The sequence below is a fragment of the Streptococcus sp. HMSC078D09 genome, assembly GCF_001813675.1.
Taxonomy (GTDB): domain Bacteria; phylum Bacillota; class Bacilli; order Lactobacillales; family Streptococcaceae; genus Streptococcus.
In genome coordinates this window covers 67,707-89,917 of sequence record NZ_KV813650.1, presented here as the reverse complement: position 1 = coordinate 89,917, position 22,211 = coordinate 67,707, and the positions used below count along the sequence as shown (strand labels likewise).

General features: G+C 43.4%; 20 protein-coding genes and 1 riboswitch. Of the genes, 2 read left to right on the top strand and 18 right to left on the bottom strand.

What is annotated here, in order from left to right:
- Positions 1-59: 59 nt before the first annotated feature.
- From HMPREF2926_RS00430 to HMPREF2926_RS00400, 7 genes are all read right to left on the bottom strand, one after another.
- Positions 60-398 carry a YlbF/YmcA family competence regulator gene (locus HMPREF2926_RS00430; RefSeq protein ID WP_003014453.1) on the bottom strand — a complete coding sequence of 113 codons (339 nt, stop codon included), beginning with the start codon at positions 396-398 and terminating at the stop codon, positions 60-62.
- 100 nt (positions 399-498) lie between these two features.
- Positions 499-1,605 carry a prephenate dehydrogenase gene (locus HMPREF2926_RS00425; protein WP_070586099.1) on the bottom strand — a complete coding sequence of 369 codons (1,107 nt, stop codon included), beginning with the start codon at positions 1,603-1,605 and terminating at the stop codon, positions 499-501.
- Positions 1,606-1,621: 16 nt separating this feature from the next.
- Complete coding sequence (aroC, locus tag HMPREF2926_RS00420) at positions 1,622-2,788, bottom strand: chorismate synthase (protein ID WP_070586098.1); 1,167 nt, start codon at positions 2,786-2,788, stop codon at positions 1,622-1,624.
- Positions 2,789-2,794: 6 nt separating this feature from the next.
- The gene (gene aroB, locus HMPREF2926_RS00415; RefSeq protein ID WP_070586097.1) at positions 2,795-3,868 is read right to left on the bottom strand and encodes a 3-dehydroquinate synthase; all 1,074 of its coding nucleotides are present in this window, start codon (positions 3,866-3,868) and stop codon (positions 2,795-2,797) included.
- Between the two features lie 162 nt (positions 3,869-4,030).
- A complete protein-coding gene (aroE, locus tag HMPREF2926_RS00410) occupies positions 4,031-4,903 on the bottom strand; it encodes a shikimate dehydrogenase (RefSeq protein WP_070586096.1) in 873 nt (290 codons plus the stop codon).
- Positions 4,893-5,570: a type I 3-dehydroquinate dehydratase gene (gene aroD, locus HMPREF2926_RS00405; protein ID WP_070586095.1), complete on the bottom strand. Its 678-nt coding sequence runs from the start codon at positions 5,568-5,570 to the stop codon at positions 4,893-4,895. The genes aroE and aroD overlap by 11 nt, the downstream gene beginning before the upstream one ends.
- Positions 5,567-6,730 (bottom strand): class I SAM-dependent rRNA methyltransferase, encoded by a 1,164-nt coding sequence (locus HMPREF2926_RS00400; RefSeq protein ID WP_070586094.1) that lies wholly within the window; start codon positions 6,728-6,730, stop codon positions 5,567-5,569. Before HMPREF2926_RS00400 ends, aroD begins: the two co-directional genes overlap by 4 nt.
- A 230-nt stretch (positions 6,731-6,960) precedes the next feature.
- Here HMPREF2926_RS00400 and HMPREF2926_RS00395 point away from each other — a divergent pair, with 230 nt between their 5' ends.
- Positions 6,961-9,120 carry an LTA synthase family protein gene (locus HMPREF2926_RS00395; RefSeq protein ID WP_070586093.1) on the top strand — a complete coding sequence of 720 codons (2,160 nt, stop codon included), beginning with the start codon at positions 6,961-6,963 and terminating at the stop codon, positions 9,118-9,120.
- A 54-nt stretch (positions 9,121-9,174) separates the two neighbouring features.
- On the opposite strand, the gene pulA is transcribed toward HMPREF2926_RS00395, so the two are convergent.
- The 4 genes from pulA to HMPREF2926_RS00375 all read right to left on the bottom strand — a co-directional run bounded on the left by pulA (position 9,175) and on the right by HMPREF2926_RS00375 (position 15,075).
- A complete protein-coding gene (gene pulA, locus HMPREF2926_RS00390; RefSeq protein ID WP_070586092.1) occupies positions 9,175-11,472 on the bottom strand; it encodes a type I pullulanase in 2,298 nt (765 codons plus the stop codon).
- Between the two features lie 77 nt (positions 11,473-11,549).
- The gene (locus HMPREF2926_RS00385) at positions 11,550-12,512 is read right to left on the bottom strand and encodes a diacylglycerol kinase family lipid kinase (protein WP_070586091.1); all 963 of its coding nucleotides are present in this window, start codon (positions 12,510-12,512) and stop codon (positions 11,550-11,552) included.
- Between the two features lie 9 nt (positions 12,513-12,521).
- Entirely contained in the window at positions 12,522-14,480 is a 1,959-nt protein-coding gene (ligA, locus tag HMPREF2926_RS00380) for an NAD-dependent DNA ligase LigA (protein ID WP_070586090.1), read from the bottom strand.
- An 85-nt stretch (positions 14,481-14,565) separates the two neighbouring features.
- The gene (locus tag HMPREF2926_RS00375) at positions 14,566-15,075 is read right to left on the bottom strand and encodes a QueT transporter family protein (RefSeq protein ID WP_003006740.1); all 510 of its coding nucleotides are present in this window, start codon (positions 15,073-15,075) and stop codon (positions 14,566-14,568) included.
- Positions 15,073-15,179, bottom strand: a riboswitch (PreQ1 riboswitch). Its footprint overlaps the gene before it by 3 nt.
- Positions 15,180-15,207: 28 nt before the next feature.
- Between HMPREF2926_RS00375 and HMPREF2926_RS00370 the strand changes: the two genes are divergently transcribed.
- A complete protein-coding gene (locus tag HMPREF2926_RS00370; RefSeq protein ID WP_021153029.1) occupies positions 15,208-15,651 on the top strand; it encodes a GtrA family protein in 444 nt (147 codons plus the stop codon).
- A gap of 25 nt (positions 15,652-15,676) precedes the next feature.
- Here HMPREF2926_RS00370 and HMPREF2926_RS00365 read toward each other — a convergent pair whose 3' ends face one another.
- From HMPREF2926_RS00365 to HMPREF2926_RS00335, 7 genes are all read right to left on the bottom strand, one after another.
- A complete protein-coding gene (locus HMPREF2926_RS00365) occupies positions 15,677-16,384 on the bottom strand; it encodes a B3/B4 domain-containing protein (protein ID WP_049523405.1) in 708 nt (235 codons plus the stop codon).
- Positions 16,381-16,845 carry a MarR family winged helix-turn-helix transcriptional regulator gene (locus tag HMPREF2926_RS00360; RefSeq protein ID WP_070586089.1) on the bottom strand — a complete coding sequence of 155 codons (465 nt, stop codon included), beginning with the start codon at positions 16,843-16,845 and terminating at the stop codon, positions 16,381-16,383. The genes HMPREF2926_RS00365 and HMPREF2926_RS00360 overlap by 4 nt, the downstream gene beginning before the upstream one ends.
- A gap of 252 nt (positions 16,846-17,097) precedes the next feature.
- The gene (locus HMPREF2926_RS00355; protein ID WP_070586088.1) at positions 17,098-18,069 is read right to left on the bottom strand and encodes a YihY/virulence factor BrkB family protein; all 972 of its coding nucleotides are present in this window, start codon (positions 18,067-18,069) and stop codon (positions 17,098-17,100) included.
- An 83-nt stretch (positions 18,070-18,152) separates the two neighbouring features.
- The gene (locus HMPREF2926_RS00350) at positions 18,153-19,013 is read right to left on the bottom strand and encodes a methionyl aminopeptidase (protein WP_003003694.1); all 861 of its coding nucleotides are present in this window, start codon (positions 19,011-19,013) and stop codon (positions 18,153-18,155) included.
- Positions 19,014-19,034: 21 nt separating this feature from the next.
- Entirely contained in the window at positions 19,035-20,312 is a 1,278-nt protein-coding gene (spxR, locus tag HMPREF2926_RS00345; RefSeq protein WP_049515543.1) for a CBS-HotDog domain-containing transcription factor SpxR, read from the bottom strand.
- On the bottom strand, positions 20,305-20,856 hold the full coding sequence (locus HMPREF2926_RS00340) for a GNAT family N-acetyltransferase (RefSeq protein ID WP_003003737.1): 552 nt from the start codon (positions 20,854-20,856) through the stop codon (positions 20,305-20,307). Before HMPREF2926_RS00340 ends, spxR begins: the two co-directional genes overlap by 8 nt.
- 56 nt (positions 20,857-20,912) lie before the next feature.
- Entirely contained in the window at positions 20,913-22,172 is a 1,260-nt protein-coding gene (locus tag HMPREF2926_RS00335; protein WP_049474765.1) for a UDP-N-acetylglucosamine 1-carboxyvinyltransferase, read from the bottom strand.
- Positions 22,173-22,211 lie beyond the last annotated feature (39 nt).

The window sequence follows — 22,211 nt, the reverse complement described above, 5'->3', positions numbered from 1 at the left end:
TTTTCCTCTAGTGGCGAACGAAAATACCAGAGTCGAAATGACAACTCTGGTAGAAATTTCTACTTGTATAAATCTTGAATCGGCTCAAAGATGATCTTTTCAAGATCTGCAAGATAAATAGACAATTGCTGTTGTTTAGTGAAAAATTCATTCACAATCGGACTTGCTTGGATTTTTTCCATATAGTCCTTCATTTCTTGTTGCACAGCTTCTGTTGGAAGTTGACCGGATTGCATCAAGCCTTGCAGTTGATTTTGGAAAGCGACGTATTCGTCAAACAGCGTTTTCGCTTCTGGATTTGCTTCGATCGCTTGCTTGCTTTCTACGACAGCCTTGTATTCAGGAAGGTCTCGAAGGGTCCGAGAGAGTTCATTTGCTACATCATAAATATTTGCCATTTTCTAGGCTCCTTTACTGATAAGATACTTCTATTATACTGCTTTTCCTTCAATATTCCTAAAATGAAGCAGGACTTTTGACGCAAATCCTTCTTTAGACCTAGCGAGCAAGGACAGTATAAGACGTCGCCTGGCTGATCAATGTTTGAGCCCGCTCTTGATCCTCTGCATTTTTAAAGGTCAACTGCAAAATCCCGTGGATATCTTCCCGATTCTCTTCATTGATGTGAATATTGACCAAGGAAATCCCTTGTAGGAGTTGTAAGATTTCGAGGATTACACCTTCTTTATCTGGAACATCGATAAAGAGATCATAGGCACTATCCCGTCCAGCACGCTGATGGATCTGCATTTCTTTTCGGTGCTTCCGCCCTTCATGGAAAAATGACCAAATAGCCTCTTCGTTATCTGCTTGAATGGTCTCAGCCACCTGATCCAAACGGTCTTTGAAATCTTCAATCCGCTCTAATATCGCTTGAGGGTTGGACAAGAGAATAGAGGTCCACATGCCTGGCTCACTTTCCGCAATCCGTGTCATATCCCGAAAGCCACCAGCCGCAAAACGGCGGGTCATTTCATGCTCTTCCCCATAAGCTACAGCCTGCTCGACCAGAGTCGAGGCTAAAATATGAGGAAAATGGCTGATCTGAGAAGTCACCCGATCGTGTTCCTCGGCATCGATTTCAATAAAGCGGGATCCCAATCCACTCAGAAGCTCTTTCAACTCTTCCATGGCACCTCCTGTCGTCAAGCTGGAAGGAGTGAAAATATAATAGGCATTTTCAAATAAGGTGGCATCTGCTGCTGCAGCACCTGTCTTATGACTACCAGCCATGGGGTGTCCTCCCACAAAGCGTACATCCTTATCTGTAAACACTTTTTCAGCTTGTGCGACAATTTCTGCCTTGGTAGAGCCTGCATCTGTCACCAGTACCCGGTCTTTCAAATGCAAGCTGGCTAAGGTTTCTAAATAAGACTTGGTTTGCTTGATGGGAAGGGCCAAAATAATGATATCTGCTAAAGGGGCAAAGGCTGCGAAATCATCCGTCACCTGATCCACCATTCCTCTTTCAAGAGCGATGGTTCGAGAGGCTTCACTACGATTGTACCCAAGAACAGTCACGTTTGGGTGGGCCCTCTTAATGCCCAGCGCGAGGGATGCACCAATCAAGCCCAAGCCTGCAATATATACAACTTTCTTCTCCAAAGGAAAACTCTTTCTCTTAAAAATTCTTCGTAAAGTCCCGGTGCTTAGCAACGGCTTCTTTCAATTCTTCCAAGTTATCGGATGAGAATTTTTCAAGCACTTCTGTAGCAAGGACTGTTGCGACCACTGCTTCCATTACCACACCTGCAGCTGGTAAAGCCGTTGGATCGCTGCGCTCAACTGTTGCTTTATAAGGCTCATGGGTTTCAATATCCACACTCATCAAAGGTTTGTAGAGGGTCGGAATAGGCTTCATGACGCCACGAACCAGAATGGGCTCACCATTGGTCATGCCCCCTTCAAAACCACCAAGATTATTGGTGCGACGGGTATATCCAGTGTCCTGAGACCAGATGATCTCATCCATGACTTGACTGCCTTTTAGGCGACCTGCTTCAAAACCAAGGCCAAACTCAACTCCCTTAAAGGCATTGATAGAGACCACTCCTTGAGCGATTTTGGCATCCAATTTCTTATCCCATTGCACATAGGATCCTAGTCCAACAGGTACACCGCCAACCAAGGTTTCCACAATTCCCCCGATGGTATCGCCATCTTTTTTCACTTGGTCAATGTAGGCCTTAACGGCTTCTTCTTGTTCTGGCACAACGATCGAAACTTCCGACTTCGCTGCCTTTTCCTTGATTTCTGAAACGGTTAGATTCCCGGGAATTGCAATCTCGATTCCCCCAAAATTAACAATGTGGCTGGCCACTTCAACGCCGATTTCTTCTAAAATCCGTTTAGCAACTGCACCAACGGCTACACGCATCGTCGTCTCACGGGCAGAAGAACGCTCTAAGGAATTACGAAGATCGTCAAAACGGTATTTCATCCCTCCGACTAGATCGGCATGACCAGGACGTGGCTTGGTGATCTTACGTAGATTTTTCTTTTTCTCTTCAACCGGTGCTACATTCATGATCTCCAGCCATTTTTGGTGATCCAGATTGGTCACATTCAGAGTAATCGGACCTCCCATGGTCAAGCCATGACGAACACCTGATGTAATCTCAACACGGTCACTCTCGATTTTCATCCGAGCACCACGACCATAGCCACCTTGTCGACGTTTGAGCTCTTTATTAATATCCTCTTCAGATAAAGGAAGGCATGCCGGAACCCCCTCGATGATGGCTGTTAGTCGAGGCCCATGGGACTCTCCTGCTGTTAAATATCTCATACGACCTTATTCCTTTCTTTCTAAAAAGTCCTTCATTTCTTGAAGAGGGATTTGATGAATCGCTGCTTGCCCCAACTCTGGAACAATGACTAATTTCAAGTTCGTCCCACGCGCTTTTTTGTCATGAGTCAAGGCTTGATAAAGGGCTTCTTTATCCCAGTTCTCATAAGTCACCGGAAGGCCAAATTTCCGACACATTTCTTCGATTTTTTGAGTGATTCCTTTTGGCATCAAACCCTTTTCTTCTGCAACTCGAGAGAGCTGCACCATGCCCATACTAACGGCTTCCCCATGCATAACCTGTCCATAACCAGCTGTCGCTTCAATGGCATGCCCGATGGTATGACCAAAATTGAGATACAGTCGAATACCATTGTCCAACTCATCTGCTACAACATGGTCTCGCTTCACCAGGCAAGAATGAGAAATGATGCTCTCTGCATGCTCTAAAATACTCTGGACAGAACCCTCCATGGCTTCCAATTCTTCCCAAAGTTCCGTATCTTGGATGAGACCGTACTTGATGACTTCGCCCATCCCCTCGATCAATTCACGTTGCCCCAAAGTGCTCAACACTTCAGGATCAATAAACACACCATCTGGTTGAGCAAAGGTCCCTACCATGTTTTTGGCAAGTGCTGTGTTGACTCCAGTCTTTCCCCCGATAGAAGAATCCACCTGGGCGGTCAAGCTAGTCGGGATCTGAACAAAGGAAATTCCCCGCATATAGGTTGAGGCAGCAAAACCAGCCAAATCACCAACTACGCCACCCCCAAGAGCAACGATTCCATCACTGCGCGTCATGCCCTGGGTAGCTAGAAAGTCATATACTTTTGAAACAGTGGTTAGATTCTTACTGGCTTCCCCTTGAAGAAACTCAAAGCGAACCACTTGAAAACCAGCTTTCTCCAGGCTCTTCTCTACGATAGAGGCATATAGCTTAGCCACGCGGTTATCGGAAATAATGGCGACTTTTTTATCGCCCCAAAGAGTGCGCAACCAGTCTCCAACCTGGTTGAGACCACCTCTTTCAATCACAATATCATAGGAATGTCCTGGAATAGGTACCGATACGTTCATAGGAATCTCCTTCATGTTATTCTTTGATTCTATCTTATCATGAAATAGGGCACATGTCTCAATCAAAATGAAAAAGAGACTAGAGCAAGACTGTTTTTTTAAAAATCAGGTCTTGTTCTAATCTCATAAAGCTTTTTCAATAGGAAAAGGTAAACCCCTCTCTTAGTCACATACAAATTGGCGATATTCTGTTGTCAATGCTTCCCATACAGACTCTGTAGGAAATACTTTCCCAGTCATTAATTCAAAGGCTGCTTCAGCTTGATAAAAGAGCATTCCCAGCCCATTTACCCTCTGGTTTCCTTGATTCACTGCTAATTGCAGAAAGGGGGTCACTGCCGGATAGTAGGCCATCTCTACGATTAAGGCATGTAGGGGAAAGGTCAAGTAACTCGCTATCGGAAGAGAATGACCATCCATGCCTACACCAGTGGCATTTAAGATGAGATCGGCTTGATTAAAAGAGTTTTGAACTTCTTCATCTTTCTCAATCGCATACAATTCTATCAAGAAATCAAAGCCATCTTCAATCAACTGAACTATTGAACGATAATGAACCAATCTTTCCTCTCTCACAAAGACAAGGATACGTTTCACACCTAGATGAATGGCCTGTGCAATAATCGCTAAAGCTGCACCACCTGCACCTAAGAGAACCATTGTTTTTCCCTTAATAGAGAAAGCAGGAGGTAAACTACGAAAGAAACCTATCCCATCTGTATTATAGCCTTTAAGCTTACCATCGCGGTGAACGATAGTATTGACAGAACCGATCTTTCGGGCCATCTCATCCACTTCATCTAAGTAAGGAAAGACCTTCTGCTTGTAGGGCATGGAAATGTTGGCCCCAATCATATCCAACTTACGAATTTGGCTGATGGTGCTTTCTAAGTCTTCTTCAGCAATATCCCAAGCTAGATAAGCAGCATTGGTCGCTGTTAATTCATAGGCTAGATTATGGATGAAAGGAGAAATACTATGACGAATGGGATGGGCAATGACCGCTGCCATCCGAGTATATCCGTCAATCTTCATTTAATAACTCCCGAATTCTTCTCATATTTTCAAGAGGAATTTGACCTGGAGCACTTTCATCTCCGACTCTAGCATAAGACCAAGAAGAGCCTGTCAAATCAGCTGTCAAGCGCGAAATCTTCCCGACCTTGCCCATGGAAATCGTTACATATTCTTGCTCAGGGTTCAGTGTCTTGAAACCACGCGTATAATTCATCAAGTCAAGAACATCTTGTTCATTGTGGGCCATGACAGATACTTTGACTAATTTTGGAGAAAAACTGGTCAATTCCGATAAGATCTCCATCATATTTTCCGGAGTTTCTTGGAAGTTATGGTAGCTGAGAACAAGATTTGAAAATTCCAACATCTCTTCAAAGACTTCACGGTGACTATAATACTCGAAATCGATATAATCCGGATGATAGATGGATTGAATATCTTTCAGGATCCCAACATATTCTTCATTAGTCAGCTCCATCCCTCCACCTTCAGCTCGAGTCCGCAAGGTGAATAAAATCTCGCGTCCAGCAAATTTCTCAAAAACTGCAGGAGCGACGGTTAAGATCTCGCTTTTTTCAAAAAAGTCCGCACGCCACTCAATAACATCTGCATCCTCGTAACGCGAACTATCTAGTTGTTGCGCCTCTTCTAAGGAGCGAGGCATAATCGAAACAACTAATTTCATACATCCACCCTAATCGTAAATACTTTTAAGTAATTACTACTTTCTTCTTTCTTGTTCCATCGAAAATCTCCCGGAAGTCCGTATTCCGCTAGATAGCGATGCTTACGGCCTTGAAATCCCTTTTCGATTTGTTTTTTAAATTTTTCTTTGGTCACATTTGCCGCATTGGTACTGAGAATCAAGATCCCACCTGGATTTAAAATCTCGAGTGCCTCGCTGACCAATCGATGGTAATCTTTAGCGACTGAAAATGTCCGTTTTTTATTCCGCGCAAAGCTAGGCGGATCGAGCACGATCACATCATAGCTTAGGTCATGGCGTTTGGCATATTTGTAATAGTCAAAGACATCCATCACGACAAAACGATGAGCATCCAGCGCCAAGCCATTTGCCACAAAATGCGCTTCTGATAATTCTCTACTTCTCTTAGCCAGATCGACCGATGTTGTCTCAACTGCTCCACCCATTGCCGCAGCCACAGAGAAGGCCGCCGTATAGGAGAACATATTGAGCAAGGACTTGCCAGCTGCTAAGCCCTCTACCAAGCTACCTCGAACTTCATGCTGATCCAAAAAGATCCCCGTCATCAAGCCATCATTGAGAAAGACCTGGTAAGAAACTCCATTTTCAAGAATCAAAAATTCTTGCGGAGCTTCTTCTCCATAGACATGAGCCGATTCATAGTCCAAGCCTTTAAAGCGAATCTTTTCATAGCCCCCTCGGACTTCTGGAAAAGCTTCTTGAAAGGCCGCTAGAATGGTTCCCTTGATCTGAAATACGAAAGGATTGTACCAAGAAAAAACAACAAACTCACCATACAAGTCAACCGTGAAACCACCAAAACCATCTCCCTCTTGGTTAAAGAGACGAAAGGCCGTCGTCGTTTCATCCGCATAATAAGAACGACGGTATTGCTTGGCTTTGATGAAAAGCTTTTTAAAAAAGTCTTGATCAAAAGCGACCAACTCTTGCGAAACAAACCATCCAATCCCTTTATTTTGTTCAGATAAGTATCCGACTCCGAGGGATTGTCCATCTCCTGAAAGCAATTGAACCGCTTGATCCAAAGCAGGAAGTGAGTCAAAATCTTGCTTTTCAAGAAGAGATTGTCCTTGTTTGATTTTTGTTGCGACTTGGCGACTGACTGTGAGTTTTTTCATACCCTCTATTATAGCAAAAGTCTGCAGTTTTCACAAAGAGAGGCTTTATTTACTGGAACTTTTTTTACCGTTTTATCCTAGCTTTCATCATTTAGCTTCAAATGATATAAAATGCCGGATCTTTCCTATTTCTTTCCTCTCCTTTACAGTCATTTTTTTCTTTCTCCATAAAATTGTGGTATACTTGTATATGAAAATTTTTAGGAAATAAGACAAGGAAGTAACATTTTGTGAAAAAAATTACGAATTCGATACTCAATTTCATGAGTACCAGACTAGGATTTGTCTTGACCCTTCTGTTGCTCTACTGGTTCAAAACCATGTGGGCCTATTCAGTTGATTTTAATTTAGACATTCAAGGACCCTATCAGATTTTTCTAGCAGTGATCAACCCATTGCCGATCAGTCTGCTCTTCATCGGTCTAGCACTCTATATCAAACGAACCAAGCTCTTTTATAGTTTGGCCTTTGGGATCTACCTTCTCTTATTTATTTGGTTGATTTCCAATTCCATCTATTATCGAGAGTTTACAGACTTCGTAACGGTCAATACCATGTTGGCTTCCAGCAAGGTTTCTGCCGGTCTCGGAGCTGCTGCTTTAGAATTGTTCCGCCCTTGGGATGTGATCTACATTCTAGATTTCCCTATTCTAGCTTTCTTCTTCTTTAAGAAATGGATTCGAATGGACAATCGTCCCTTCAATAAACGAGCTAGTTTTGCGGTTACCTCTTTATCAGCCATGCTCTTTTCGGCCAACCTTTTCCTCGCAGAAATTGACCGACCTGAGCTCTTGACTCGTGGGTTCTCAAACTACTATGTCGTTCGTGCCTTAGGCTTACCAGCCTTTCTGGGTTATAGCGCTAATCAGACCTATGCTGCCAACAAAGAACGTTCTAAAGCCTCCGAGGCAGATCTAAAGCCGGTAGAAGAATATATCCAACAGCATTACGCCAAGCCTAATCCTGAATACTTTGGAATGGCCAAAGGCCGTAATGTCATCTACATTCACTTGGAAAGTTTCCAACAATTCTTGATCGATTACAAGTTGAAAGTAGATGATAAAGAATATGAAGTAACACCATTCTTAAATTCACTTTACCACTCGAAGGAAACCTTTGCCTTTTCAAACGTCTTTAACCAAGTCAAGGCAGGGAAAACGTCTGATGCTGAGACCATGATTGAAACAGGCCTCTTCGGACTCAACCAAGGTTCCTTTATGGTGAACTATGGTGGAACCAATACCCAACAGGCTGCACCATTTATTCTTTCAAAAAATGGTTACAACTCGAGCGCTGTTTTCCATGGGAATGCTGGAAGTTTCTGGAATCGAAATACCGCCTATAAACAATGGGGCTACAATTACTTCTTTGATGCCAGCTACTTCACCAAACAAAACAGCAGCAATTCCTTCCAGTATGGTCTTAATGACAAATACATGCTCAAGGATTCCATCAAATACCTAGAAAGATTGCAACAACCTTTCTATACGAAGTTCATTACGGTTTCCAACCACTATCCTTATACGACCAGCTTGTCAGGAGATGATCTTGGCTTCCCTCTAGCTAAGACACAGGACGAAACCATCAATGGCTATTTTGCGACCGCTAACTACCTAGATTCTTCGATCAAGGCCTTCTTTGATTACCTGAAAGAATCTGGTCTTTACAAAAATTCCATCATCGTTCTCTATGGGGACCACTACGGAATTTCAAACTCCCGCAATCCAGCTCTTGCTCCTCTACTTGGTAAGAACTCTGAAACGTGGTCAAGTTATGACAATGCCATGTTGCAACGAGTACCTTATATGGTAGTCATTCCAGGTATGGATAAGGGTGGCATCATTGATACCTATGGAGGCGAAATCGATATGCTCCCAACCTTGGAACATTTGCTGGGCATTGAATCCAACAAATTCCTCCAAGTTGGTCAAGATATGCTCTCACCAGATCATGATCAAATCGTCGCCTTCCGCTCTGCTAACTACTTTGTAACTCCAGAGTATACGAGCTATAGTGGCCGGACCTATTACACCAAAACAGGTGAGGAAATCACGAACCCAGACGAAAAAACCAAGGAAGAACTGGACAAGATCAGGGAAGCTGCTAACCTTCAATTGAAGATTAGCGATAGCATCCAGACCGGTGACCTCCTTCGCTTCTTCAAGGGCAATGATCTTGGAAAAGTCAATCCAGAAGATTATTCCTACACCAATTCCTTCAAGGCATTGAAGAAGATTGAAAAGGAAAAAGGTGACAAATCAACCAGCCTTTATAACCAACGTGGCAACCAGTCTACCGTTGATCTCTTCAAAGCACCAACTTATAAAGAATTGCACCCAGAAGACGATAGTTCTTCCTCAACAGAGACCAGTAGCAGTTCTTCTAAATAAAAAGAATCCCTGAGTTTAAAAACTCAGGGATTTTATGATTTCTTTTAAAAAAACTTAGTCTAGGACTTCAAAAACAGAAGCTGTTAAATTCTCCACGTAGAATGGTCGTTTATGACGACTATTCCCAACCATCAATTTCAATTTATTTGAATTTTGGAGGTAATATGGAAGTCCGCTGGCGTTGAAGATGACCAAGTACTTCTTATCTCCTGTTAGTTCATAGATGACAAGGCCACTGGTATCAGTTGCAGATTGAATAAAGACTTGTTGGTAGATTTTATCATAACTTTCAAGCCCTAAGACAGGAAGACTTGTCTTCAAGGCGATCAAGCTTCGGATATAGGCAATTGATTCCTTGTTCTGACTGACCAGATCCCAATTAACCTGATTCACATAATCTGGAGCATTGTAGGAATTCATGGCCCGTTCACGATCCAAAGGTGTGATTTCTCCATCAGGACCTGTCGCTACCAATTTGGTCCGCATAAACTCTTGACCCAATTGCATGAAGGCCATGCCTTGAAAGAGCAGATTCATGGCCGTAGCCAACTCTGAGCGCTTGACCAAGCCTGCTACTTCTACATTCGGATGAAGGGTCTGAAGCAAGTCATAGAGATTATAATTATCATGAGCCTCCACATAATTCAAGACCTGATTGGGACTTAAATAATTGCCAAGTTCTGCACTACCTAAAACAGCACGGGCAACGATATTCTCCGTCGATTTTCGGCTGACAAAGCCACGTTTGATGGAACCATAAACCTCAGCCCCTTTAATGGCATCGCGCTCCGTATCATTAAAGAATCCAATTCTTGGCAATTGCGCTGCATTGTCCTTCTTAGCCTTGTCCTCTGGGGCGAGACCTGTTCCCATGTCCCAACCTTCTCCGTAAAGAAGAATCCGAGGATCCAGAGCGTCCATTGCCTCCCGAATAACATTCATCGTCCTTACATCGTGAATCCCCATCAAATCAAAGCGGAAGCCATCGATCTGGTACTCTTTGACCCAATGCGTGAGGGAATCAATCATGTACTTGCGGTACATTTCATGCTCACTAGCTGTTTCATTCCCGACACCTGTCCCATTTTGGAAACGACCATCTGGCTCCATCCGGTAATAATAATCGGGTACTGTATTTTGGAAAGGACCATGTTCGGTCGAATAGATATGATTGTAGACCACATCCAAGACCACAGAAATTCCTGCCTCATGATAAGCCCGGATCATGGTTTTGAGCTCTTTCATGGTTTGTTTCGGATTGGATGGATCCGTTGAAAAGCTAGTTTCTGGTGCAGAATAATTCTGAACGTCGTAGCCCCAATTGTAGGTCACCTGGCCTTCATCGTCATACTGTTTAAAGCGATCAGAAATCGGCTGCAGTTGCACGACATTGACCCCTAACTGACGGATATAATCAAAGGCAGTTGCATCACCATGGCTATTAATGGTTCCTTCTTGGCAAGCCCCCAGATAGGTTCCACGTAAAGACTCGTCCACACCTGATGTCGGTGACTTGGTCAAATCCCGAAGGTGCATCTCATAAATCACTGCTTGACAAGGATTGTCCAAGCGCCAAGGAGTCGCATCGGCTCCTTTTATAGTGCCCCAATCAAACTGACGATCTGCTCTTGAAAGAATGGCAGAGCGCATCCCGTCCGCTGTCGTTGCAATACTATAAGGATCGCGCGTCACTTGAGTATGGTGTTCAAAATGGACACGATATTGATAAGCCATGCCACTTAAATTTCCTAAAAAATCTAAAATCCAAACACCATGGGTATTTTCTGGGTGGTAGCTAGACTCTTGTTTGCCACGTGTCATCGGCATGCTCTTCCAGATAGGCGCATCCAAGTCTGTAGATTGATAGAGCAACAATTCAACTTTCTTAGCAGTAGGAGCCCACAGTTTAAAGCAATGCTCTCCTTCTTCCTCCCGATGACCGAGCCATCCTTGATACGCCCACTTGGCATCAAACTCTCTAGGGCGCATCGCCATATCGTAGGCATGAGGCTGACGATGGCTGTATGCATGACTCGTCAAAGCAGCTTGCAAAGAATAATAGACTGTATCGTCTCCATCAAGAATCCACACTTCTCGAACATGCCCTTCTGGTAAAAGTTCGATTTCAAAGTCCCGGGTCTTAGTGAGCCAATCCCCTTCTTTAACCAGGACATGGCCCCGGTTCAAGGCATCCTCACTCTCGTATACCAGATTTCCCTCTACTCCAAAATAATCCAACTTGGAGAAAGAGACTGATTTTCCTTCTACTTGATCCTGCCACTGCCACATATCATAGGCAAAATAATTTCCTTTTTGCTTATGAAAATGAAGCTTTACATGGTATTGTCGCATAACATTTTCCTATTTCCAATTTAATACCGAAGGAACCATTCCTCGTAAAACACGTAATGGAATCCAACTATTTGTTTTTATTCTTCAGATGTGTGAACCAAAGCATCGTTGTTGATTTCATCAATATTTGCAAAGAATTCCAAGTGGTTATGGAAGACTTCCAATTCAACTGGAGTATCTCCTCCGTACTCCCCATCTAGATTGATGCGGAATGGTTGGGCATTTTTCCCTAACATTTCAATCGTCAACTTCTTGGTCTTAAGATATTCTACATTTTCATCGTGCACATGCTTGCCTCCATTGATGGCCTGAATCATCAAGGACAACATGTTAAAGAGCTTAGCAGTTTTTACGATAATCAAGGTAAAGTTCCCATCATCAAGCTTAGCATCTGGCGCGACACTTTCAAAACCAGCAATGGAGTTGGTCAAGGCCACGAAAATCATCGACGCTGGCCCTTCAAAGACACCATTGTCATGCTCAATCCGCACCTTACGAGCCTTGTTTCGCGGCAACATTTTAGCTGCTTCAGCCACATAGGCAAAGTAACCCAAGCGAGATTTAACACTACTTGGAACACTGAAGGTCAATTCTGTCATGGTTCCTGCTGCAGCAATATTGATGAAATACTTGCTGCCATAGGCACGACCAATATCCATCTGAATGGTTTGATTCTTTTCGATAATGCGAGCAGCCACCACAGGATCTCCCATCGGGATCTTCAAGGCACGCGCATAGTCATTGGTGGTACCGGTCGGAATAAAGGCCATCTGCGGACGATTTTCCAGACCTGCGACCCCATTGACCACTTCGTTAATCGTACCATCTCCACCAGCGGCAATGATTAAATCAAAGCCTGCTTTAGCGGCTCTTTCTGCTTCATTTTGAGCAGAAAATGGTTCTGGAGTCGTTTGATAAGCGCTGGTTTCATAGCCCACGTCTTCAAGTACGTCCAAGACTTCCGCAATATTTTTCTTGATAATTTCTTGCCCAGAGGTCGGATTATAAATTAAACGGGCTTTTTTGATTCGTTCTACCATAAAGATCCTCTATAAACTTTCAAGCCAGGCCTCATCTTCTACCTGGATTCCTAATTCTTGTGCTTTGGTTAACTTGCTGCCAGCGTCACTACCTGCAACGACCAAATCTGTTTTTTTGGAAACCGATCCAGTTACCTTAGCGCCCAGACTTTCTAATTTTGCCTTAGCTTCTGAACGTGTGAGTCGCTCTAGCTTCCCAGTCAAAACGACTGTCATTCCTGATAGGGCCGCATCAGCAGCGACTTTTTCACCAAGATAGTCCATATTGACACCAGCTTCTTTAAGCTCTTGCAATAGGCGCTTGGATCCTTCTTGTGCGAAATAACGCTTGAGGCTTTCAGCCACGACCATACCGAGACTGTCAATGCTGGCAATTCGTTCTGGATCAGCTGAAGCCAATTGATCGAGGTCATGGAATTCTTGGAGCAAGATTTGACTAACCTTGCTACCGACATGGCGGATCCCCAAACCAAAGAGTAACTTCTCAGCTGAATTCTCTTTTGAAGCTTGAATGGCTTCATGGAGTTTTTCAGCAGATTTTTCTTTAAAGCCTTCTAGGGTTAATAGATCCTCTACGCTTAGGCGATAGATCCCTGCCACATCCTCTACTAACTGAACTGCAAAGAGTTTCTCTACAACAGCTGGACCCAAGCCTGTGATATTCATAGCATCCCGACTTGCAAAGTGGTTCAATCCTTCCTTAATCTGAGCTGGACAGAGTGGATTGATACAGCGAAGGGCCACCTCATCCTCAAAATGAAGCAACTCACTCTGGCAACTCGGACAATGAGTTGGAATGGCTAATGCTTGATCAGAGACTCGCTTATCTTTGACAACACGCAAGACCGCAGGAATGATATCACCCGCCTTGTAGACAATAACGGTATCATCCTGATGAATATCTTTTTCGGCAATATAGTCCACATTGTGCAAGGTTGCCCGACTAACAGTAGTTCCTGCTAGCTGGACTGGAGTTAGATTGGCAGTTGGCGTCACAACTCCGGTCCGTCCAACCGTCCAATCCACTGATAAGATTTTCGCTTCTTTTTCTTCAGCTGGAAACTTATAGGCGACAGCCCATTTAGGAGCTTTTACGGTAAAGCCTAGTTCTTCTTGAACAGCTAGGTCATTGACCTTGATGACGATCCCATCGATATCGTAGGGAAGATCCTCTCGAAGCTGAGCTACTTTTTGGATGAAGTCCCAAATTTGCTCCATATCCTCAGCCAGCACTCGCTCTTGGTTCACAACAAACCCTAAGCGGGCTAATTTCTCAAGCACGCCTTCCTGACTGCTTTGATCCGTCGGACTCACTTCTTGATACAAGAAGGTTGCGAGATTTCGCTTGGCTACGATTTTCGTATCCAATTGGCGAAGCGTTCCTGCAGCAGCATTCCGTGGATTAGCAAACTCCGGCTCGCCGTTTTCTTGACGGATCTGATTGACCCGATCAAAGGAAGCCCGTGGCATATAGCACTCGCCTCGAACTGTAATGTTCACTGGCTCTGGTAACACTAAAGGAATGTCCTTGACCCGCTTGAGGTTCTCTGTAATATCCTCACCGACAGAACCATCCCCACGTGTCGCCCCCGTTACGAGGACTCCATTTTCATAGGTGAGGGAAATGGACAAGCCATCGATTTTCAGCTCACATACATAGCTGATAGAAGGAAATTCCTTACGGACACGCTGATCAAAGGCTTCTAATTCTTCACGCGAAAAAGCATCCTGCAAACTATAAAGGGGATACTGGTGCTGGTATTTGGTAAAGCCTTTTAAAACCACCCCACCTACACGGTGAGTTGGACTCTCTGGTAAGATCTCATCAGGATGAGCGGTTTCTAGTTCCACCAACTCCCGATATAATTGATCATATTCACTATCTGAAACAGATGGAGCGTCTTTTGTGTAATACTCGTAAGCATATCGATTGAGTAATTCCACTAATTCTTTCATTCTGGTTTTCATGTTCTTATTTTATCATAAAATCTTAATTTAGCCTTGAATTTACTGCATTCTTAGCATGAAAAAAAGGAGCCAAAGCTCCCTTTTCTTATTTTGTAAAATCGATCCGTTTAGAAAGTTGATTGATCACAATCGCTCCAAAAATCAAGGATGCGAATTCACCCAATCCCATAGTCAACCAGTTATAGAAGAATGGTTGGCCTTGAAGGTAGTATAGTTCCAAGGCAATCGTAAACATGGAGATGGAAAAGAAAATCGCAAACAAGAAATGGTCCAAGCGAATAAGACCGTCAAACAAGAACTTGTTTTTGAATCGACCAAATAGAATGAGTCCAAGTCCTAAGAAGACAAAGGTTGAACCTCCACCGACAAAGACATCGATCCATCCAAAACTAAATAAGTTAGCAATCATACAACCAAGCGTCACCGCAATCAAGTACTTCTTATTGTAAAAAGCTAAGAAATTCATCATTTCCGAAACACGGAATTGATAGCCATAGTAGGCCATAGCGTTGAGAGGTGGGGTAATGGTCAATACGATATAAATCGCAGCAACAATGGCAATTTGTGCCATATCACGAGCAGTTAACTGTTTCATTTATTCTCCTTTAGCGGTTTTCCCGCGTGTAATATGCTTGGCGAAAGGATCTTAAGCACCAAGGGTTGAAGGTTTGATTTCTTCAACCTTTCAAGTATAGCATATTTTGAGCTTTTATGGTAGACTGAATTTATGAAAACACTAATTAAAAAATTTTTTGATAATGAGATTTTATCCTATCTCTTTTTTGGAGTAGCCACAACCATTGTTTCCGTCGGAACCCGCCTCTTCATCTATCATGTGTCTCGTGATGAACGATTAGCGACAGCGATTGGAAACATTGCTGGGATCCTCTTTGCCTTTGCGACCAACGATACCATCGTCTTTAAACAAGAAAGAAAGGGCTGGTTTCAGCGCTTGATCCGATTTGCAATTGCGCGCTCTGGGACCTTTATTCTAGATATGGCCTTGACCGAGATTTTTGTCAAGCAATTCCCAGGAATTATCGGGCAATTTGTCCACAATAACAAGAGTCAGATCAATCTAATCGAAACCCTCTTTGCACAAGTGGCCATTGTGGTCCTCAATTACGTCTTTAGTAAACTCTTTGTCTTTAAAAATAAAAACAAGGCTTGAAACGATTGTTTCAAGCCTTATTACTTTAAACTTCTATACTTGCATGTTCTGCACTTAATTGATAGATGGTGCCTTCAACCCCAAAATAATCCTTAGCTAGATCTTTCAATTCCTGCATGGCTGTTTGTGCCCGTTTGGCCTGCTCCTCGTTGATGGCTTCAATGACTAAAATAGCGTCCTTGGTATCTTCAGTTAGCATGGTTCTTTGAGCCTCACGCCAATTCAAACAACGGCAAACGGCGCCTTCTTGGTCGTAGTAGATGATCTCCCCTTCCAAAGCTGGCGCATCTTCGTCAGCTCCTAATGGAAAGAAAGGTTCGCCTCCTTTCGCTTGACCTAGAGAGAGGCCACCCACCAATTTATCCATATCTTCTCCCCCACAAGGAAGGGCATAAGCCATCGACACGCTATTGTAAAGATCCACCAAAGGATTAATCGGATAGAATTCACGTCCCTGGTGAACCCGTTTTAAGAGTGCTTCGATTGAAGATCGGGCTCCTTTTTTTGTTTTAAACTTGCTAAAAGCTTGGCGCCACTCTTGCACGAACTCACTCTGGGTATAGTTTTCTTCATCGATAAATTCCCATGCTCGCTTGGCACCCTTGTCCAACAATTCTTTGAAATAAGGATCCTTGGCTTCATCTACTGTATTATCAATACCATACAAGGACATTACTGTAATTCTAGCTGTTGGAAATAAATCCCAAAATGCTTGATCGACTGTCACTTTCATTGCTTTACCTCACTATAATTTCTTTTTTGACCTTTTTTGACTAGTTCCCAATCCAAGGTGATATTCTCACGAACTCGGATCAGATACTCTTCTAACTGTGCGACTTCTTCTTTGGAAAATCCTTTTAAGGCAGTTGTCTCAGAGTAAAGATGCTCCCCTAAAATGAAGGGGTAAATCTGCTTACCTTTTTCAGTTAATTCCCATTCCTTTGTTTTAAGGTTTTCACCCTTTGGGCGCTGTTGAATCATTCCTCGTTCTTCTAGTCTTTTTACGGATCGGGCAACAGTTGAGCGATCTACTTTTAAGAGCTCAGAGAGTTCTTCCTGAATAATTCCAGGTTGCTCCGCAATTCGCACCAGGTAAAGGTATTGACCACGCGCCAGATCCAAATCTCGAAATTCAATATTTGCTATAGAATCCAGTGCTCGCGCAATGATGCCAATCTCACGCAAAATACTCATCTCACTCCTCCTTTCCTATTGACAATAGCATAACACATTTTTGTTGCAAATGCAACAAAATGGATAAGAAAAAAAAGAGGCTGGGACAAAAGTCCTAACCTCTCAATTATTTTTGAATTGTCGAGCAAGACGCAGTGGTTGAGTGGGCTCTCTACGCTGATTTCATCAGCTTTTACAGCCCTACTCAACTGTGCGGAGGTGGGACGACGAAATCGAATTCTAACGAATTACCGATTTCTGTCCCACTATCCCTTATTCTATTTTATCTTTTTTTCTCAAGCGTAACCGTCGCTTTAATGTTTGTGAAGCTTCTTTATGCCGAAAATCTACTTCTTCCGTTTTTAATTTGGAGACAATTTCTCCATTGCGCGTTTGGAACTTGGCTTCTCTAGCAAACTGGATACTGGCGTTTAAAATACAACCAATAATCATGATTTTAGCTACCAAGATGAACCAGAACATAATGACCGCTAGGACAACAGAACCAAAGAAACGAGCATCTAAGAAATGACTCACATAACGATCCACATATTTCCAAAAGATATTCAAGATCGCATACAGGACAGCAACAACAAAGGTCGCCCCTGGCAATACATATCTAAATTTTGGAATTTTGACATTTGGAAGGGTGTAATAGAGCAAGACCAGACTGACAAAGAGTAAGAGGTAGATGGTCGGCTCTGTCAAATTCAGTAAGCGCACATAAATCGTCCGATCAAATGAAAAGGTCTGATAGAGATAACGAACGATCATTTTCCCAAACATGGAAAGGATCAGCGAGAGTCCAAACAAGCCCTGCAAGGCAAAACTGATCAGAAAGCTAAAGAGTCGCCCCCAGATAATACCACGCTCCTTTTCCACCCCATAACTCTTGTTATAGGCTTTTTGGAGGTAGGCAATGCTCTGAGAGAAGATCCACAAAGCAGAAATAATCGAGAAACTCAGTAAGCCTGTCGAAGGTTTGGTCAAGACACTCGAAATCATCTGTGCCACTATTCGATATAAGGAGGCTGGCAAAACTTTCTGTAAGCTTAAAAGAATCTGAGTGGGACGAATATGAAAGTAGGGTAAAATATTGGCTGCAATCAGCATCAAAGGGAAAATGGAGATCAGCAAATAATAGGCCACCGCAATGCTAGTGATATCAGACTCTGCACTCTGATAAAACTGCACGAAGCCCTTTATAAATGGCTGTCCCAGTACTTTTTGTAGGACCTTTTTCATTCGTCACCTCCCCATTTTACTAAAAAAGAGCAAAGAGCGAAACCAGACACTTGCCTTCAGCTCCATTCTTTCCTCTCTATTTTTTAGTATGTTCCTTCTTCACCTTGACTGGTCAAGATCACCGGACCATCTTTTGTAATCACAAATTGATGCTCGTATTGACAAGAAAGGCCACCGTCGAGGGTCTTATGGGCCCAACCAGTTTCCATATCTGTATCAATCTCCCAAGTACCGGTATTAATCATTGGCTCAATCGTCAAGACCATCCCTTCACGTAAGCGAAGACCGCGTCCAGCACGACCATAATGTGGGACCATTGGTTCTTCATGCATGGTAGGCCCGACACCGTGTCCGACCAAATCACGCACCACGCCATAGCCTTTGCTTTCTGCATACTCTTGAATCGCTGCACCAATATCTCCCAAGCGATTGCCAACGACCGCTTTTTCAATTCCCTTATAGAGACATTCTTTGGTCACGTCCATCAAATCTTTGACTTCTTGCGAAACATTTCCCACCGCATAAGCCCAGCAAGAGTCCGCCAAGCCACCACTATAAGACTCCGTGTATTTCTTCACTTGGGCTACATTATCAAAATCTAATTTCGATACATCCAAAACAGATTTATCAAGCGGTTCTGACAAGACCATGTCTACCTTGAGGAGATCACCATCTTTGAGAATGACATGACGTGGAAAAGCATGGGCTACTTCGTCATTCAAACCACAGCAAGTCGCATAAGGATAATCCATGAGACTGCCTTCTACACCGATCTGAAGCGGCAAGACATTGGCTTCTTTACAGCGACGACGGACATATTCTTCTACTTCCCATAGGTCAAGCCCTGGCTTGATCAAGTCACGTAATCCAATATGAATGCTGGCAAGGAAATCTCCTGCACGATCCATGGCTTCAATTTCACGTTGTGATTTTAATGTAATCATTGTCTCCTCATTTCTTTTTGTTTAATTAATCTTAATCGTAATGGTTGCTTTCGCGACTAGCTGCAGATCTAAATACAAGCTAAAATCAACCAAGGCCGAACGTCTAGTTCGCCGAACAAGTTGGGGTTCAATGCGGATCACATCATCCACCTGCACAGCCTGTAAAAAATTGATGATCAACTGTTCGACAATCAAGCTACGCCCACTGTGTTGCATCATCTTGCGAATAACCTTCATCAGCACTTCGATCATGACCCCATTGGCCAAAACACCGCTTTTCTCCAGCATACTTGGCTCCACTGTGAATTGGTAATGGTCGTTCTCTGTTTGAATCTTTTGACCAATTTGCTCACTAAAGGTTGGTAGGCTCGAAAACTGCACCTTGCTAATCCGATCCATGACATCCCGACGCGTAATAACACCCAGCAAGGTCTGGTTATTACGAACAACAGGAATCATTTCATAATCTTCAGCGATCATCCGTTGGCTAATCGTCGCAATGCTGGTGGACAAATTAGTGGTAAAAATGGTCCGTGACATCACCTTATCAAGGGTCGTCTGAGGCGCCTTATCTCCAGCATCTCTCATGGTCACGACCCCCACCACCATCTGGTGCTGATTGACAACCGGAAAACGACTAAAGCGATTCTTTCGAACCAAATCTAAATAATCCCGGACCGTATCCGTCTCAGAAAGATAGCCGTACTCATGGAAGGGCCGATAGACCTGTTCTACTGTCAAGATATCCGTCTTGATCTGCATGTTAGACAAGGCCTTATTGATCATGGTCGCGACGGTATAGGTATCGTGTGAAGTTCGGATGACTGGGATTTGCACCTGATTGGCCAGATCAATCACATCCTCACTCACTTCAAAGCCACCTGTCACTAAGACCGCATTGTCATGCTTAAGAGCCAATCGTTGGATGCTAGTGCGGTCACCCACGATCAAAAGTCCCCCTTCAGACACATAGTCTAGGACGTGCTTTTCCGTCATGGCACCGATGTAAAATTTATTAAATTCTTTTTCGAGACCTTCCTCACCTGCTAATATTTCAGAGCCAGTGATTTCTAAAATTTCCCGATAAGTCAAGTGCTCTAGTACAGCTTTTTGCGATTTGACACGGATGGTTCCGCTTCTAGGACGCGTTTCCACAATTCCTTGATTTTCAGCTTCTTTAATGGCACGATAGGCTGTCCCATCACTGACATTCAAAAAATTGGAGATACTGCGGACACTTACCCGTTTTCCAATCGGTAATTTTTCGAGATAGTCTAAAATCTCTTGGTGTTTACTCATAGAAGTCCCCTCTACCTAGGCGGAAATCATAATAATCACGCATTTTACGCGTATAGCGGTCACTCCCTTTGAATTGACGAAAGAGACGAAAGCCAGCCTTTAAAGCGACCTTTTGACTCCCAGCATTTTCAACATGGGTGACAATCTTAAGCTCCTTCAGTTGAAATTTCTCAAATGATAGATAAACCAACTCTTTGACCGCTTCTGTCATCAAACCCTTTCCCCAAAAATCTTTGCGTAAAAAGTAGCCTAACTCAGCCTCTCCCTTAATTTCATCCAACTTTTCAAACTTGATGGAGCCGATCATCTGATTGGTTTCCTTATCACAGATCGCCCAAACCCCCAAAGGATTTTTCATAAAATAGTTGGCTAGTACATATTGAGTTTCAGCAAGATCGGCTTGAGCAGGAAAGATAAATTGTAGGTTATCAGGATTCGAAGCAATCTTATAAAAATCTTCCGCATCCTCAAAGAGAAAAGGTCGTAAATACAACCTTTGTGTTTCAATTAGTGAATAGGCAGCTAAGTGCGTCCAAATATTCATTTCAAACTCCATTGTTCGTGTATCCAGCCGCCACTATCAGATTCCTAGTTCTGTCACTATTCCTCTACCAACTGGATGTCTGCTCCAAGTTGGGTCAATTTATGAATAATATCTGAATACCCGCGAAGGATGTATTCCACATTTGTAATTTCTGTTGTTCCAGAAGCCATGAGACCGGCGATCACTAAAGCCGCACCAGCTCGAAGATCCGTCGCTTTCACACTGGATCCTGTCAATTGATTTGGCCCTTCATAAATAATGTGGTCGTTCAAGGTCGAAATGGTAGCCCCCATTTTAGCCAATTCTGGTACATGGTTGACCCGCTTTTCATAAATTGTATCAACAATGCGTCCACGTCCTGCAGCCGTTAAGAGCAAAGGTGTGATCGGTTGTTGCAAATCAGTCGCAAAACCAGGATAAGGAGACGTTTTGATCTGGATGGCCTTCAAGCCCGTCTGCTTTTCTACAAAGATACTATCTTCAGAAATGGTCATGCGCACACCCATTTCCTCTAACTTAGCAATATAGCTCTCTAAATGCTCATACAGGACATTGTTGATCTGGATACCTTCTCCAATAGCAGCTGCAAGAGCAATATAAGTTCCTGCTTCGATGCGATCCGGAATCACCTGATGTCTCGTTCCATGCAAATTCTGAACACCATCAATGATAATGATATCCGTTCCTGCTCCACGAATATGGGCTCCCATGTTGTTGAGCAAGGTCACCACATCGATAATCTCAGGTTCCCGCGCAGCATTTTCGATCACTGTCCGACCTTTAGCTTTGACCGCTGCCAAAATCGTATTGATCGTTGCACCGACACTAACAGTATCCATATAGATGTTAGCTCCTTGAAGAGGCTTGCCATCAGTCGCAAGTTTCATACTAGAGCCATCCATGGTCATAGCGGCTCCCATCGCTTCAAAGGCCTTCAAATGCAAATCGATAGGACGTGGTCCAAGGTCACACCCACCAGGAAGCCCAACCGTTGCTTGACCATAGCGTCCTAATAAGCTGCCATAGAAATAATAGGAAGCTCGTAAACTGTTGATCTTTCCAAATGGCATGGGCATATTCTTCACCCCACGTGGATCAATGATCAAACTGTCTTCTTTGCGCTCGATCTTAGCCCCCATGATGGTCATGATTTCAATCAGACTCGCCACGTCGGAGATATCCGGTACCCCATCAAGGGTCACGATATCATCCGCCAGAATGGTCGCCGGAATCAGGGCTACTACACTATTTTTTGCACCACTAATGGTCACCTCTCCTTTTAGAGGGCGACCACCATTTATTACAATTTTTTTCATCTTAATAATTTATTAGCTCTTTCAAGTCTTTTTCCTTTT

Excerpts from the sequence above, each read along its gene's own strand:
- HMPREF2926_RS00400 (WP_070586094.1), bottom strand. The coding sequence starts at position 6,730 with ATGAAAAAACTCACAGTCAGTCGCCAAGTCGCAACAAAAATCAAACAA.
- HMPREF2926_RS00335 (WP_049474765.1), bottom strand. The coding sequence starts at position 22,172 with ATGAAAAAAATTGTAATAAATGGTGGTCGCCCTCTAAAAGGAGAGGTG.
- HMPREF2926_RS00385 (WP_070586091.1), bottom strand. The coding sequence starts at position 12,512 with ATGGTAGAACGAATCAAAAAAGCCCGTTTAATTTATAATCCGACCTCT.
- HMPREF2926_RS00340 (WP_003003737.1), bottom strand. The coding sequence starts at position 20,856 with ATGAATATTTGGACGCACTTAGCTGCCTATTCACTAATTGAAACACAA.
- HMPREF2926_RS00355 (WP_070586088.1), bottom strand. The coding sequence starts at position 18,069 with ATGAAAAAGGTCCTACAAAAAGTACTGGGACAGCCATTTATAAAGGGC.
- aroC (WP_070586098.1), bottom strand. The coding sequence starts at position 2,788 with ATGAGATATTTAACAGCAGGAGAGTCCCATGGGCCTCGACTAACAGCC.
- aroE (WP_070586096.1), bottom strand. The coding sequence starts at position 4,903 with ATGAAGATTGACGGATATACTCGGATGGCAGCGGTCATTGCCCATCCC.
- aroB (WP_070586097.1), bottom strand. The coding sequence starts at position 3,868 with ATGAACGTATCGGTACCTATTCCAGGACATTCCTATGATATTGTGATT.
- HMPREF2926_RS00360 (WP_070586089.1), bottom strand. The coding sequence starts at position 16,845 with ATGAGTATTTTGCGTGAGATTGGCATCATTGCGCGAGCACTGGATTCT.
- ligA (WP_070586090.1), bottom strand. The coding sequence starts at position 14,480 with ATGAAAACCAGAATGAAAGAATTAGTGGAATTACTCAATCGATATGCT.
- HMPREF2926_RS00375 (WP_003006740.1), bottom strand. The coding sequence starts at position 15,075 with ATGAAACAGTTAACTGCTCGTGATATGGCACAAATTGCCATTGTTGCT.
- HMPREF2926_RS00350 (WP_003003694.1), bottom strand. The coding sequence starts at position 19,013 with ATGATTACATTAAAATCACAACGTGAAATTGAAGCCATGGATCGTGCA.
- spxR (WP_049515543.1), bottom strand. The coding sequence starts at position 20,312 with ATGAGTAAACACCAAGAGATTTTAGACTATCTCGAAAAATTACCGATT.
- HMPREF2926_RS00365 (WP_049523405.1), bottom strand. The coding sequence starts at position 16,384 with ATGAAAGTGACAGTCGATCAAGCATTTTGGGATTTATTTCCAACAGCT.
- HMPREF2926_RS00370 (WP_021153029.1), top strand. The coding sequence starts at position 15,208 with ATGAAAACACTAATTAAAAAATTTTTTGATAATGAGATTTTATCCTAT.
- HMPREF2926_RS00430 (WP_003014453.1), bottom strand. The coding sequence starts at position 398 with ATGGCAAATATTTATGATGTAGCAAATGAACTCTCTCGGACCCTTCGA.
- aroD (WP_070586095.1), bottom strand. The coding sequence starts at position 5,570 with ATGAAATTAGTTGTTTCGATTATGCCTCGCTCCTTAGAAGAGGCGCAA.
- pulA (WP_070586092.1), bottom strand. The coding sequence starts at position 11,472 with ATGCGACAATACCATGTAAAGCTTCATTTTCATAAGCAAAAAGGAAAT.